Below are 12,793 nucleotides of genomic sequence, written 5' to 3'. Positions count from 1 at the left end.
TGGGGACGTACCCCATTTTTCAAATTATTGCTTCAAAAATGGGGTACGTCCCCATTTTTATCATGCGTTGTTCATCAGGCTGGTGCGTAGAACCGACAGCTCGCGTTGCAGGCGGATCACCTGCTCCAGGTCGCAGCCGCTGGCGCCGAGCACGCAGGCGGGCAGCTTGGCGCCTTCGTTGCGCAACTCGCTGCCGTGCGGGGTGAGGGCGATGATTACCTGGCGCTCGTCTTGCGGGCAGCGGGTGCGGGTGATCAGTTCGGCCTGCTCCATCCGCTTCAGTAGCGGCGTCAGCGTGGCCGAGTCGAGGAAGAGGCGGTCGCCCAGGGCGGACACGGTCTGCTCGTCCTGCTCCCACAACACCATCATTACCAGGTATTGCGAGTAAGTCAGGCCCAGCTTACGCAGCAGCTTGCGGTATAGCTTGTTCATCGCCAGGGATGTCGAGTATAGGGCGAAGCACAGTTGCTGGTCGAGCTTGGGGACCTGCTGCAGGTCAAAAGTTTTCGTATCCATGGCCGCAGTATAGATAGTGCACTATATAATTGCAAGCAAATTTTCCCGCCGACCTTGCCTGATGAGGAATCTTTGACTATCGTTAAAGTGCCCGTAACCTGCGCTGGGCAAAGGGGATGACAATGAATCAAATGAATCACTATCATTCAGGCGCCTACCCAGTGCCCGACCAGCGCGGCGCGGAGCCCGTGCTTTTCCTGGTCGAGCTGGACCCGCAGCGCGTGGTGGATGGTGTGCGTTACGACGAAAACTACCTGGCTGACGATGTGCTGGCCTGCGGCACCATGCGCGAAACCTGCCCGATTTGCGAAGAAGGCCACTTGCAACTGGTCCTGCGCCAGAAGAATGTGCGGGTGGCGCACCTGTTCTGCATCGAATGCACCCGGTGTTTCGGCGCTTTCCTGCCGGATGGCTCGCCGGCGCTCGCTGACTAACATTCCCTGTGCGAAGTTCCCGTGCGGTATCATGCCGCAATGAAGAGCCCAAAGACCAAGCCGCTGCTGCTGATCGTTGATGGATCGGCAGACCACCTGCAACAGCTCAGCCATCTGCTGGAAGACAAGTACGCCGTGCGCCTCGTCGAAGATTGCGACACGGCGCTTGCCGCGGCGGAGCAGCTTCCGCGCCCCGACCTGATCCTGGTGGATGTCGTGCGGGATGGCTTTGCTGTTTGCCAACGCCTGCGTGGCAACCCCGACACCGCCAGCATTCCGCTCATCGCGATGATCGATCGCGGCCAGCCCGACCTGGAGCAGAGCGCTCTCGCCGAAGGGGCCTCCGACGTGGTGGCGCGCCCTCTGGTGCCGGAACTGCTGCGTGCTCGCATCGCCACCCATGTGCAGTTGCGCGAAGCGCGCGCCAAGGTGCAATGGCAACGCACCCAGCTCAATGAACTGGGCCAGATCGCCGATGCCGCGGCATGGGCGATTGCCAGCCTGGCGGAATGGCGCGACGAGGAAGATCCCTCGCACCTGCGCCGCATCCAGCATATCGTGCTGGCGCTGGCGCGCCAGTTGCAGGGCAATCCGCGTTTTGCCGATGAACTAATCGAGCCGCATATCCCGCTGCTGTTCAAGGCTGCACCGCTGCACGACATCGGCAAGGTGCGCATTCCTGACGCGATCCTGCTCAAACCGGGCCGCCTGACGCCGGAAGAATTCGAGATCATGAAGCTGCACACGGTGCATGGCCGCGATGCCATCGCCGGGGTAGAGCGCGAACTGGGCTTCAGCAACGCCTTCCTGCGCTTTGCGCGCGAAATCACGTACAGCCACCAGGAACGTTACGACGGATCCGGCTACCCGCAAGGCCTGGCCGGGGATGCCATCCCGGTATCGGCGCGCCTGGTGGCGGTGGCCGACGTGTACGATGCGCTGGTGTCCAGGCGGGTGTACCGTCCAGCCTTTACCCATGAAACTGCCATCGAGCTGATCCGCCAGGGCAGCGGCGAACAATTCGACCCGGATGTGGTCGATGCACTGCTGGCCGCCGAGGAACAGGTGATGGAAATTTCGGTTCGCTACCAGGATGCGACGGAGTAACAACGGCTGACCGTTTCCCCGGCGTATTGTGGATTTCCCTATGCTATAGTCGTCTCCACAGTCCCGTCGGAGCAAGCATGCGCATACACGGATACCTGGCCTTTATTGTCGGTATTTGCGTTACCGTGTGGGTCTGCATGTTCGTGGTGAATGTGCAGGACCGCCAAACCAATGAAGCCTTCCAGCGCGATACGCAAAAGATTGCGCGCGATACCCAGCTTCGCTTGCAGACTTACTTTGACATGCTGCTTAGCATCAAGGGCGTGTTTGCGGTCAAGGACGATGTCTCGCGCGTGGAATTCAGCCGCTATGTGCGCGAGCTCGACCTCAAGCGCCGCTATCCCGGCTTCCAGGCCATCCAGTTCGTCCGGCGCGTGCCTTCGGCTCAACTGGATGCCTATGCGGCACGCATCCGCGCCGATGACAGCCTGCAAAGCGGCGGCTACCCCGACTACAAGGTGCATCCCGCATCGGTGCGGCCGGAGCATTTCCTGATCGAATACAACGAGCCGATGCGGGGCAATGAAAATGCCTTCGGCCTCGACCTGGCCGCCTTGCCGCCGCATTACAAGGCCCTGCAACTGGGCAAGGCCACCGGTCGCGTGGTGGCCACTGAGCGCATTACGCTGGTGCAGGATGCCAGCGGCCAGCCTGGTTTCGTGGCACGCGCGCCAATCTACCGGCGCGGCGCATCGCTCTTGACGGAGCAGGAACGCGATGCGGCCCTGGTCGGCTTTGTCGCCATCGTGTTCCGCGTGAACGACCTGATGTCGGAGACCATCGACAGCCCGATGCTGCAGCATCTGTATGTCAGCATCAACGACGCGGGCTATATCAACGACGGCGGCAATACGCCGCCCACGGTCGACAACCTGATGTTCAACAGCTTTGGCAAGCTTGGTTCCGGCGAGCGCATGCCGCCGCTGGCTGGCCTGGTCAGCAAGATCCCGCTTGACGTGGGCGAACGGCGCTGGGTCATGAATTTCGAGGGGCATGCGAGCGAGCGCTATAGCCGCGACATCCGGCTGATTTCCGTGATCGGCCTTGCCGGCTTCATCATCAGCGCCTTGATCGGCGCGCAGATCATGACGCTGCAGCGCCGCCGCACCCTGGCCCAGAAGCTGCGCGTTACGGCCGACGAATTGCGCGCCTTGCAGGACAGTGCGATTGTCGGCATCGGGCTGTTCGCCAATGGCATGATCGTGCGCTGCAACCGCGGACTGGAGGAGATGATGGGCTACCAGCCGGGTCAACTGGCGGGCCGTTCCTGCAATATGCTGACCGGTGGCCTGAGCGATCCTTTTGCTTGCGTGGCCGATGGCACCTCGATGCATTTCGAGCTGGAACTGGCCAGCGCGAATGGACGCCGGCTGTGGTGCATGGTGAACGGGCGCATGCTGGACCAGAACGAGCCGCGCAAGGGCTGCGTGTGGGTGATCATCGATATCACGGAGCGCAAGCAGACCGAGGCAGCACTGGTCGATACCAAGCATGGACTGGAGCGCAGCCTGAGCGAGCTGGCGCTGCAAAAGGCCAATGTGGAAATGGCACACAAGGATTTGTCGGCCGTGCTGTTGACGTTGAAGCAGGCGCAGGCCAACCTGATCACGTCCGAGAAAATGGCATCGCTTGGCGCACTGGTGGCCGGCATTGCGCATGAACTGAATACGCCGATCGGCAATAGCTTGCTGACTGCGACGGCCTTGAGCGATATGTGCAAGGAGTTCGAACGCCAGTTGAGCGAGGGCGGCATCAAACGCTCCGCGCTCGATACGCATTTGAAGGATGCACGCATGGCGTGCTCGATCATCACCAATTCCCTGACGCGCGCGGCAGACCTGATCCACTCCTTCAAGCAGGTGGCCGTCGACCAGACTTCCGACAAGCGGCGTTCGTTCAACCTGCATGGGGTGGTGCACGATACGCTTGCCACCTACTCGGCGCAGCTACGCCGGGCCAACTGCGAAGTAAAGGTGTGGATGCCGGAGACGCTGAACTTCATCTCCTATCCTGGCAGCGTGGGGCAGGTGTTGAGCAACCTGATTCAAAACGCCATCATGCATGCTTTCGAAGGACGCGACTCAGGCCATATCACCATCAGCGCGGTTGAAATGGACGAGGAAAACGTCGAACTGCGCTTTGCCGACGACGGCAACGGCATGAGCGCACGCACGCTGCGACAGGTGTACGATCCATTCTTTACCACCAAGATGGGGCAGGGCGGCTCAGGGCTGGGCATGAACATTGTCTACAACCTTGTCACCGGCGTTTTGCGCGGCACCATCCACGTGGAATCCGAGCTTGGCAAAGGCACGACCGTGATCCTGACCTTGCCCCGTAAAGTCCCCGCGAAAGACGAACTTGCGGAGTCCGACCTGCTGCACGCTCAGTAGTTGCTGTCAGGCGCGCAGGTCTTCCACGACTTTCAACGCCACGCGCTCCGCCTCGGCCTCTGCGGCATGTTGGTCCATTAAAGTGAGGTCTGCCGACACGCGACGCTTCGGATAGATGTGGGTCATGTGCATGGGGTTCGCCGAAGGGGCAAAGATGGACACGTAGGCGCCCCATTGCTTGGTGCCTTCCAGCAGTTCGCCCGTGTACTCGATCTCATAACCGTCAACGCTCTTGGTGGGCATTGTCATTCTCCCCGTGGCGAGAAACTCCAGCATAGCAAATAATCCGGACGGCCTTTTTCGAAGTCCATTTTCCTTAGCGCAGGAACTTGCCGGCTTTGATTTCCAGAAGACGCACCAGCTCGGGCTGCATGTATTCGTAATCGTCAGGTATATCAAGGCAGATCACGCGTTTGCCGTTCAGGTACGACCTGAAATTCTTCGAAAGGCGGTTGCGATGGGCCTTCTCCATCACGAAGATAATATTTGCCCACGAGATCTGTTCGGTCGACAGGGGCACGTCGGCATCATTGCCCAGTCCCGCCGAATCGGTCTCCACTTCGGGCCAGCTCGCGAATACATGCTCCGCGGTCGGGCTGCGCAAGCGGTTCTGGGTACAGATAAAAAGTGCTCGTTTCATGGAATCCTGGTTACGTGGCTTACAACGATCGTCCAACTACCTTTAACACGCACCAGGGTGTCGGTGAATCGGACATCCAGCGCAAACGGCTTGCCGCCAGAGCTCCCCTTGAGTGAGGTGATGCCCTGCACGATGGCCGCATCGCCATACACACGTGCTGTCATGCTGTGATTTTCAAAGCGATCGTACTGCGGATCGCCGTCGCGAACTTCCTGGATGGCTTGCGCGCGGCTTTGGACTTCGGAGTTTGAGCTCACGAGATTGAATTCGGGAGCCAGCAAGCGCTCCAGTGCTGGAATATCCCGTACTCGAAAAGCTTCGCACGCTGCTTGCGTGACGGCCATCACTTCCTGCTGTGGCGTAGGCGACGCCATCGCCGAATGGGTGGCAAAGGCTGCAACAAGACAAAGCGTGCGAGCAAAGGTCATGGCGGGTCTCCAGGAATTTTGCTCGAATCTTATCAAATTTAAACCAGGTCAAGAAAATCAAAAATCGCGGTCGCGACGTCGATGTGCACTATATTTAGTGTGTAATATCTTGCGTAACACAACATGTAGTTAGAAAGCGATGAATTCGACCCGCAAGACCACGGTGGACGTGCAGTCCTCGATTGACGAATATCTGCAGCAACTCGACTGGCGCGTGAATGCCAATGCCAACCAGGGCTACTCTCTGGGCGGCATGATCCTCAACATCTCCGGCAAGATGGTCGCCAATTACTGGCTCGACCACGTCTACCCGCGCGAGGTCGGCGAGGCCCACCGCCACGCCGACATCCACATCCACGACCTCGATATGCTGGCGGGCTATTGCGCCGGCTGGTCGCTGCGCACTTTGCTGAACGAAGGGCTGAACGGCGTGCCGGGAAAAGTGGAATCGGCTCCGCCAAAGCATCTTTCCAGTGCCGCCGGCCAGATCGTGAACTTCCTCGGCACGCTGCAGAACGAATGGGCCGGCGCGCAGGCGTTCAGTTCCTTCGATACTTACATGGCGCCCTACGTTCGCAACGATAAGCTGGAGTACGGGCAGGTCCTGCAAACCATGCAGGAGCTGATCTACAACCTGAACGTGCCATCGCGCTGGGGCACGCAAACGCCATTCACCAACCTCACGTTCGACTGGACCTGTCCGGAAGACTTGCAGGAACAGGTGCCGGTGATCGCGGGCAAGGAAATGCCTTTCACCTACGGCGACCTGCAAGCCGAGATGGACATGATCAACCGTGCGTACATCGAAGTGATGATGCGCGGCGACGCCAAAGGGCGCGCCTTCACCTTCCCGATCCCGACCTACAACATCACACCGGACTTTGACTGGCATAGCCCGAATGCTGAATTGCTGTTCGAGATGACGGCCCGGTATGGCCTGCCTTACTTCCAGAATTTCGTGAATTCGGAACTCAAGCCGAACATGATCCGTTCCATGTGCTGCCGCCTGCAGCTCGACCTGCGCGAACTGCTCAAGCGGGGCAACGGCCTGTTTGGCTCGGCCGAACAAACCGGCTCGCTCGGCGTGGTGACGCTGAATTGCGCCCGCCTCGGCTACCTGCACGCTGGCGATGAGGAGGCGCTGCTTGCCCGCGTGGACGAACTGCTTGAACTGGGCAAGACCAGCCTGGAGATCAAGCGTCAGGTGATCCAGCGCCTGATGGACGGCGGCCTGTTCCCCTACACCAGGCGCTATCTTGGTACGCTGCGCAACCACTTCTCGACGCTTGGCGTGAATGGCATTAACGAAATGGTTCGCAACTTCAGCGGAGACCAGGAAGACATCACGACCGAAGCCGGTGCTGCGCTGGCAATACGCCTGCTCGACCACATTCGTGCCCGCATGCTGGAGTTCCAGGAAGAGACAGGCCATATGTACAACCTCGAGGCTACGCCGGCCGAAGGCACGACATACCGTTTTGCGAAAGAAGACCGCGCCCGCATGCCGTCGATCCTGCAGGCAGGCACGAAGGATATGCCGTACTACACCAACTCCTCACAGCTTCCGGTCGGTTTTACCGACGATCCATTCGAAGCGCTGGAGCGGCAGGATGAACTGCAAAGGAAATACACCGGCGGCACCGTGCTGCACTTGTATATGACCGAACAGGTATCCAGTGCGGAAGCTTGCCGCCGCCTGGTGCAGCGCGCCCTGACGCGCTTCCGCCTGCCGTACATCACGGTTACGCCGACATTCTCGATTTGCCCGAAGCACGGCTATTTGAGCGGCAAGCATGAATTCTGTCCGAAATGCGATGAGGACATCATTGCGCGCAAGTCGCGCGAACTTTCACCTAACTGAGGAGATATGCATGACCGCCAACCAGCCAAACCAGGAGATCACGCTCACCAACGCGGAACGCCAGCCTTGCGAAATCTGGACTCGCGTAATGGGCTACCACCGCCCATACTCGTCCTTCAATGTCGGCAAGAAGGGCGAATTCAATGAACGGACCTATTTCGTCGAGCGCCAGAACAATGGCTGACAGGGGGCTCAAGGTCGGCGGCTACGCAAAATTCACGTCGACCGACTATCCCGGCGAGTTGGCGGCGGTGGTATTCGTCCAGGGGTGCCCCTGGCGCTGCGGCTACTGCCACAATCCGCACCTGCAGCCCCGCGACGGCAAGCCGGCAATCGCCTGGCGTGATTTGCTCGCCTTCCTCTGCAGCAGGGCAGGCTTGCTTGATGCCGTAGTGTTCTCCGGCGGCGAACCAACCCTCGACCCCGCACTCGAAGATGCCATGCGCAGCGTGAGGGCCCAGGGCTTCAAAGTGGGCCTGCACACCGCGGGCATCTACCCTGAGCGCCTGAAGCAGGTGTTGCCGCTGGTAGATTGGGTCGGGCTGGATATCAAGAGCTCATTTGAAGCCTACGATGAAATTACCGGGGCCAGCGGCAGCGCGCAAGCTGCCCGTGCCGCTGCTCGCATTGTGATTGAAAGCGGCGTGCCATACGAATTCAGGACCACAATCCATCCGAAAATCACCACGCGCCAGCACATCTCCACGCTGGTCCAGCAGATTTCCGAGATGGGTTGCGAGACCTATGCGCTGCAGGATTTTCGCCCTGTAGGCTGCAGCACGCAGGACTTGCTGAAGCTATCCAGCGAAGGCGCGTTGGATGGCGAGTTAATCGGCCAGGTGAGGTCGCGATTCCGCCAGTTCACGCTCAGGCGATCGGATGGTTAGCCAATCAATTCGCCATCGCTTCGCGCAAGATCGCCCCGGCCATGCTCATGGCTTGCCTGCCTTCCGCGAGCTCCTGGTAGTAGTTGGGCCAGAAGTGGAACATCTTCGGCCATATTTCAAGCCGCACGCGAACGTCTGCCAGAGTGGCTGCACGGGCGAGAGCGATTGAGTCGTCCAACAGCGCTTCGGTGGCACCGACGAAGATGTTGAGCGGAGCTAAGCCGCGCAGGTCCGCAAAGCTCGGGGAGGCCAGCGGCGTGGTCCGCGGCCGGTCGCCGAGATATTGCGCGGCCAGGAACAACATGAGCTCCCGGTTCAGCACTGGATCACGTTCGGCATTGCGCGCGTAGCTCCCTGCCGAAATTGTCATGTCAGTCCATGGTGAAAAAAGGACCGCGCTTGCCGGCTGGGGTAAGCCCGACTCGCGCAAGCGTACCAGCATGGCAACCGCCAGGCCCGCGCCCGCGCTATCGCCTGCGACCGCAATTTTGCGGCCGCTGCCCAGCAGGTATTTATATCCATTGACAGCATCGTCCAGCGCATGGGGGAAGGGGAACTCGGGCGCGCGCCGATAGTCCAGGGCGAGGGACTTCATCCCCGCCTCGCGAGCCAATTCGCTGACGAAATGCCGATGGCTTGCCAATGAACCCCAAACGAAGCCGCCGCCGTGCAGGTAGAAAATCACGTCATCACCACGCGCTGAGGGAGTCGAGGTCCATTCGGCGGCGACGCCGTCAACGGCTACGGCCGTGACATCGACGTCTGCCGCTGTTGGATAGCGCTTGGCCAACGCATCGCACGCTGTTCGCCGTTGTTCAATGGCGAGGGTCGCCGGCCTTGCGCGAAGCATGGCTTCCAGTCGTTCAAGCTCGCTCATTGGCCGGCACCTCCTGTTTACGCGTCAGGCAAAGACGGGACGGAAGAAGCTTCTTTCGTAGCTGATGAAGCAGCGCGTTTCCTCTGCATACTTGAACGCTGCCTGGCATTCCGGATCGTCGAAAGACTTGGTGCGGTATTCCTCATACTTCGCCAGGCTTGGGAACGAAAACATCGCCAGTGCCACATCGCTCGCGCCTTCGGATGGCAAGAAGTATCCGTGATGCGTACCGCCAAACTTCTCGACCAGAGGGATCCAGATTTTGCCGTAGTGCTCGAATTCCTTGAGCTTGAACGGGTCGATGATGTAGCGTAGATAGCAGGTGATCATAGTCTTCTTCAGGAGTGATGGATCACCTAGTATATGTCGAAGCCAGATTCATCATGGCCACCAGCCGTTATAAGGACTTTCGGCGGTGCGGCCCGTTGAGTCGGTCCAAAGATCTTCTGGCTGCGACCTGTCCCGGTGCAATATGCGGTCATGGTCGGGATAGGTAATGCGGTCAACCTCCGCCCGGGTTCCGATCACCATGCACCGCGCCGTAGACTGTCCCTTGTTCCAAAGATAGTGGCCAAGCGGGCTCCCATGCGGGAATGTCGCGGCATCGCCGGGGCCGAGGACGGATTCGGTCTCGCCTTCGACAACAGTGATTTCACCATCCAGGACGTACACCAGCTCATCTTCTGACTGGTGCCAGTGCTTGATTGACGACCGCGTGCCCGGCATGAGCACATGGATAAACGCGCCAAACTGGGAGAGTTCGCCGGGCTCGCTGATCCACTCCTCGCGATTCAGCACTCCGGGCCTTGAGGTTTCAATCGTTTCGAGATGCCTCTCCGAGGCGCGAATTATTGGCATCCAAGCTCTCCCAATGGGTGGTCAAATTACTTCCAGTAGCGATTCCAGATGCGATCATGATAAGCGATCAGCAAAGGCTCATTCAGCACGTAGTCGTGAATTTTGCTGGCAAACGGATGGCGAATCTCGGCGTTATGACGTGATGGGACTTGCCATTGCTTCCGCCGTTCCCTTGGCAGCGATACGGTGCAGGGTCCGTTCCAATGCTGCGGTGTCGGGATAGATGCGGACACTGGTCACGCGGCCCCAGCGAATTTCGATCAGGTTGACGCCTTCGGCGCTCGTCTTGACGCCATCGGTTCCGGTGTTTGTTTCGGTCCAAATCGCCTCGACCTGCGTGCGCCACGGCCAGCCAGAAACCCTCACCTCATGAACGGTGAAGTTAATGCCCTGTAGAAGGCGAAGCAACCGTTCGTACCAGGCACGGATCGCCTCCGGTGTCTTGCGCGTACCGGACAAGGCGTGCGTGCCCACAAAGTAATGTGTAGCATTTGACGCCAGTTCGTCGGTCACTGCTTCAATTCGGCCTGCACTGAGGCCTGCGAAAACCTTTGTGATCTTGCGGCGCACGATAGCGTGATACATCATGCTTCTCCTTAAATCGACTGGTCAAGCGCGCGATTCCAGACTTCTGCTCCTTTTTCATGGGCGTCGACGCCCTCAAAGAAGGACTGCACTACCATATTGACGTCAAAGTCATCGCATTCTTCCCATTGCAGCAGCTTCGGTTTGAAGACTCGAAAATCTCCCGATGCGGCAGGCTTGTATGGAACGGCCATTACAGCTTTGGAAGCTGGAGAGAAGTAACTCCTGATTTCAATGATGATGGCATCGTACTTCTGGCCCTGGACAGGAATGCGCCCATCGTAGACCAGAACACCGTCGTTTGCATCAGCTTCATTGGATTCGAGTTTGTTTTTCCCGAGCTCGACCGATGCGCCCAGGTCGTCACCTGCGAGCAGGCGTTCCATCTGTCTTTCATCGTTCTCACCGCTGTGGGCAAACATTGGAACCAGGCCCTCGCCATCGGAGACGCACCAGATGGCATGCGCTGCAAAAAAACCAGCCAAATTGAAAGCTGTAATCATGGAGATCCTAACCAGAGAAGGGTTGCGACGGCAAAGAAGAGGATCCACGACAGATGCCGGCCGCGGGTGAAGTAGATGGGGAACAGGCCTGAGACCAGGGCGATGATGCTGAAAACCTGAAGCACTGTTTTGGTCTCGAGCTGATTTCCCGATGCCAGGAAAACGAGGGCCGCGATGCCCCACCAGACCAGCGTGAGGAGATGCCAGACAAACCTCAGCGTACCTGTAGTGAAGCCGGTTCCACCGAAAAGCTTGGGCATGTTATCGCGCTTGAAGAGGCGAATCAGGATGTAGCGCTCGCCCAGGTATGAGTGGGCAAGGCCGGTGAGGAAAAGCAGCAATGCGGCGATGGTCAGCATTTATGGACGTACCACGATCGTCAACTTGTTACTGTAGGATTGGGTTGGAACGACACTGAATCCGGATATGGCATAAGTTCCAGGTTTGGAGAACTTCACCCTTCGATCATGCCTGTCGGCGTCGGCTAGAGTTGGTACGTCCATACGTGCCAAATTTGGCGGATCGATGCGCCAGCCGAGATTGTCGGCGACCTCGCGTTCATACCCGGACATAGGTTTTGAAAACCACTCGGTTCCCTCTGGAAGTTGTGATAGCTTGGTGCGGACCCAGTCGCCAGTCACTGTGCGTGTTGCGTTGAGCGTAATCCATTCGTCCACCTTGGCTTCGCTTGGCCCCCTGATTTCTACGCTGACCTTTACGTTTGGAGCGGCGACATAGCCGAATTCCGGCAATTGCTCCGGCACCTGCAGTTCCGGCGCGGGCGAATCCCCTTTTTCCCCGCAGGCTGCAACTGCGAGCGCGAGCGATAGGACCAGGAGCTGTTTCATGGCCTGCTCCGTGGAGCGCGTCCGCGCAGGATATCGAGCCGGTTCGCTGGAGCGTCAGGGGCCAGGAAGTCGGGAATAGTGAATTCGTCGCGCTGCGGCCTGGAGAGGAATGCTACAGGCCATTCCGTAATTCGCTCTTCGCGGACATGGATGTATTGGCCCGGCTCAGGCTCGTCGATGTATTCGCGCTGGAGGACCAGGGCAAGGGGCTCTTCCGCCCCCGGATTTTCATCGGCGAATTCCTCGGCCTCTTCAAACGTTTCGAAGGCATAGTAGTAGTCGCTGCCGTCATCTTCGTCTGGCGCACCACGCTCCGGGTGGCACCACACCCGATACTCGAGGACCGCATCCCACACGTAACCGCCGCCAGCTTTGGCAGAGGCGGGATATTCGCCGACTTTTAGTGGATCAAGAACTGTAGGGTAGGTCATGATTGGATTTGCTTGCGGCGTGAGACGAGGAATATTACAACGGCTCCGAACATGAATGCCCAAAATTTTTGTTCGAGCAGCACCTGGATCAGTGCGAAAGGCCCATCAACGAAGGCGGCGGTGAATAGTACGAACACTGCGCCCGCCAGCAGGTGAATGTAAGGTGCTTCAGGCAGGCCTCCTGCCCATATGGTCAGCAAGGCACCGGCCGCTCCGAAAAGGAACGAAATAACCAGGATCAACAAGCCCAGGTCCAGCATAGGACCGTCATCGGTGTACAGGGCCGCGTCTAGAAAGAAGGCCGGCAACAGAGTACCAAACAGCCATGCCGCGCCGGACAAGGCGCCGATGGCAAATACAAGTCCCATCTTCAGTTTTGTGTTTTCCATGTTTTGTGACCGGGCGAATTCAGTTCATTGATTTGT

At 58.8% G+C, this 12,793-nt stretch carries 19 protein-coding genes; 6 read left to right on the top strand and 13 right to left on the bottom strand.

Annotated features, from left to right (window positions below):
- Positions 1 to 60: 60 nt before the first annotated feature.
- Positions 61 to 516, bottom strand: coding sequence for a MarR family winged helix-turn-helix transcriptional regulator (locus ASD58_RS03785; RefSeq protein WP_057259776.1), 456 nt, complete (start codon positions 514 to 516; stop codon positions 61 to 63).
- A 122-nt stretch (positions 517 to 638) separates the two neighbouring features.
- Here ASD58_RS03785 and ASD58_RS03780 point away from each other — a divergent pair, with 122 nt between their 5' ends.
- The 3 genes from ASD58_RS03780 (at position 639) to ASD58_RS30345 (ending at position 4,450) form a co-directional block, all read left to right on the top strand.
- Complete coding sequence (locus ASD58_RS03780; RefSeq protein WP_156401141.1) at positions 639 to 950, top strand: hypothetical protein; 312 nt, start codon at positions 639 to 641, stop codon at positions 948 to 950.
- 39 nt (positions 951 to 989) lie between these two features.
- A complete protein-coding gene (locus tag ASD58_RS03775; protein ID WP_057259774.1) occupies positions 990 to 2,057 on the top strand; it encodes an HD domain-containing phosphohydrolase in 1,068 nt (355 codons plus the stop codon).
- Positions 2,058 to 2,134: 77 nt separating this feature from the next.
- Entirely contained in the window at positions 2,135 to 4,450 is a 2,316-nt protein-coding gene (locus ASD58_RS30345) for a CHASE domain-containing protein (RefSeq protein ID WP_082565202.1), read from the top strand.
- A gap of 6 nt (positions 4,451 to 4,456) precedes the next feature.
- Here the strand turns inward: ASD58_RS30345 and ASD58_RS03765 are convergent, their stop codons facing one another.
- From ASD58_RS03765 to ASD58_RS03755, 3 genes are all read right to left on the bottom strand, one after another.
- Complete coding sequence (locus ASD58_RS03765; RefSeq protein WP_057259773.1) at positions 4,457 to 4,693, bottom strand: hypothetical protein; 237 nt, start codon at positions 4,691 to 4,693, stop codon at positions 4,457 to 4,459.
- Between the two features lie 73 nt (positions 4,694 to 4,766).
- The gene (locus ASD58_RS03760) at positions 4,767 to 5,090 is read right to left on the bottom strand and encodes a low molecular weight protein tyrosine phosphatase family protein (protein WP_057259772.1); all 324 of its coding nucleotides are present in this window, start codon (positions 5,088 to 5,090) and stop codon (positions 4,767 to 4,769) included.
- Positions 5,087 to 5,518, bottom strand: coding sequence for a nuclear transport factor 2 family protein (locus tag ASD58_RS03755; RefSeq protein WP_057259771.1), 432 nt, complete (start codon positions 5,516 to 5,518; stop codon positions 5,087 to 5,089). Before ASD58_RS03755 ends, ASD58_RS03760 begins: the two co-directional genes overlap by 4 nt.
- Before the next feature lie 139 nt (positions 5,519 to 5,657).
- On the opposite strand from ASD58_RS03755, the gene ASD58_RS03750 reads away from it, so the two are divergent.
- Genes ASD58_RS03750 through ASD58_RS03745 form a run of 3 tightly spaced genes read left to right on the top strand, consistent with a single transcriptional unit; the run spans position 5,658 to position 8,266 of the window.
- Positions 5,658 to 7,379, top strand: coding sequence for a ribonucleoside triphosphate reductase (locus tag ASD58_RS03750; RefSeq protein ID WP_057259770.1), 1,722 nt, complete (start codon positions 5,658 to 5,660; stop codon positions 7,377 to 7,379).
- A 10-nt stretch (positions 7,380 to 7,389) separates the two neighbouring features.
- Positions 7,390 to 7,563, top strand: a complete 174-nt coding sequence (gene nrdD, locus ASD58_RS31030) for an anaerobic ribonucleoside-triphosphate reductase (RefSeq protein WP_156401140.1) — start codon at positions 7,390 to 7,392, stop codon at positions 7,561 to 7,563.
- On the top strand, positions 7,556 to 8,266 hold the full coding sequence (locus tag ASD58_RS03745) for an anaerobic ribonucleoside-triphosphate reductase activating protein (protein ID WP_082565201.1): 711 nt from the start codon (positions 7,556 to 7,558) through the stop codon (positions 8,264 to 8,266). Before nrdD ends, ASD58_RS03745 begins: the two co-directional genes overlap by 8 nt.
- Positions 8,267 to 8,270: 4 nt before the next feature.
- Here ASD58_RS03745 and ASD58_RS03740 read toward each other — a convergent pair whose 3' ends face one another.
- From ASD58_RS03740 to ASD58_RS03700, 9 genes are all read right to left on the bottom strand, one after another.
- Positions 8,271 to 9,143, bottom strand: coding sequence for an alpha/beta hydrolase (locus tag ASD58_RS03740; protein ID WP_057259768.1), 873 nt, complete (start codon positions 9,141 to 9,143; stop codon positions 8,271 to 8,273).
- Positions 9,144 to 9,167: 24 nt separating this feature from the next.
- On the bottom strand, positions 9,168 to 9,473 hold the full coding sequence (locus ASD58_RS03735; protein WP_057259767.1) for an NIPSNAP family protein: 306 nt from the start codon (positions 9,471 to 9,473) through the stop codon (positions 9,168 to 9,170).
- A gap of 51 nt (positions 9,474 to 9,524) precedes the next feature.
- Positions 9,525 to 10,001 carry a cupin domain-containing protein gene (locus tag ASD58_RS03730; RefSeq protein ID WP_057259766.1) on the bottom strand — a complete coding sequence of 159 codons (477 nt, stop codon included), beginning with the start codon at positions 9,999 to 10,001 and terminating at the stop codon, positions 9,525 to 9,527.
- A gap of 132 nt (positions 10,002 to 10,133) precedes the next feature.
- A complete protein-coding gene (locus tag ASD58_RS03725; RefSeq protein WP_057259765.1) occupies positions 10,134 to 10,589 on the bottom strand; it encodes a nuclear transport factor 2 family protein in 456 nt (151 codons plus the stop codon).
- Positions 10,590 to 10,597: 8 nt separating this feature from the next.
- Positions 10,598 to 11,089 carry a hypothetical protein gene (locus ASD58_RS03720; RefSeq protein WP_057259764.1) on the bottom strand — a complete coding sequence of 164 codons (492 nt, stop codon included), beginning with the start codon at positions 11,087 to 11,089 and terminating at the stop codon, positions 10,598 to 10,600.
- Positions 11,086 to 11,448, bottom strand: coding sequence for a hypothetical protein (locus tag ASD58_RS03715; protein ID WP_057259763.1), 363 nt, complete (start codon positions 11,446 to 11,448; stop codon positions 11,086 to 11,088). Before ASD58_RS03715 ends, ASD58_RS03720 begins: the two co-directional genes overlap by 4 nt.
- Positions 11,449 to 11,937, bottom strand: a complete 489-nt coding sequence (locus ASD58_RS03710) for a hypothetical protein (RefSeq protein ID WP_057259762.1) — start codon at positions 11,935 to 11,937, stop codon at positions 11,449 to 11,451. It lies immediately after the preceding gene.
- Positions 11,934 to 12,368, bottom strand: a complete 435-nt coding sequence (locus tag ASD58_RS03705; protein ID WP_057259761.1) for a hypothetical protein — start codon at positions 12,366 to 12,368, stop codon at positions 11,934 to 11,936. Before ASD58_RS03705 ends, ASD58_RS03710 begins: the two co-directional genes overlap by 4 nt.
- Positions 12,365 to 12,757 (bottom strand): hypothetical protein, encoded by a 393-nt coding sequence (locus ASD58_RS03700; protein ID WP_057259760.1) that lies wholly within the window; start codon positions 12,755 to 12,757, stop codon positions 12,365 to 12,367. The genes ASD58_RS03705 and ASD58_RS03700 overlap by 4 nt, the downstream gene beginning before the upstream one ends.
- Positions 12,758 to 12,793: the final 36 nt, after the last annotated feature.

It is taken from the genome of Duganella sp. Root1480D1, assembly GCF_001427305.1.
Lineage (GTDB): Bacteria > Pseudomonadota > Gammaproteobacteria > Burkholderiales > Burkholderiaceae_D > Rugamonas.
Note: the sequence above shows the minus strand (reverse complement) of the source record. Positions and strands in the feature narration are given on the sequence as shown.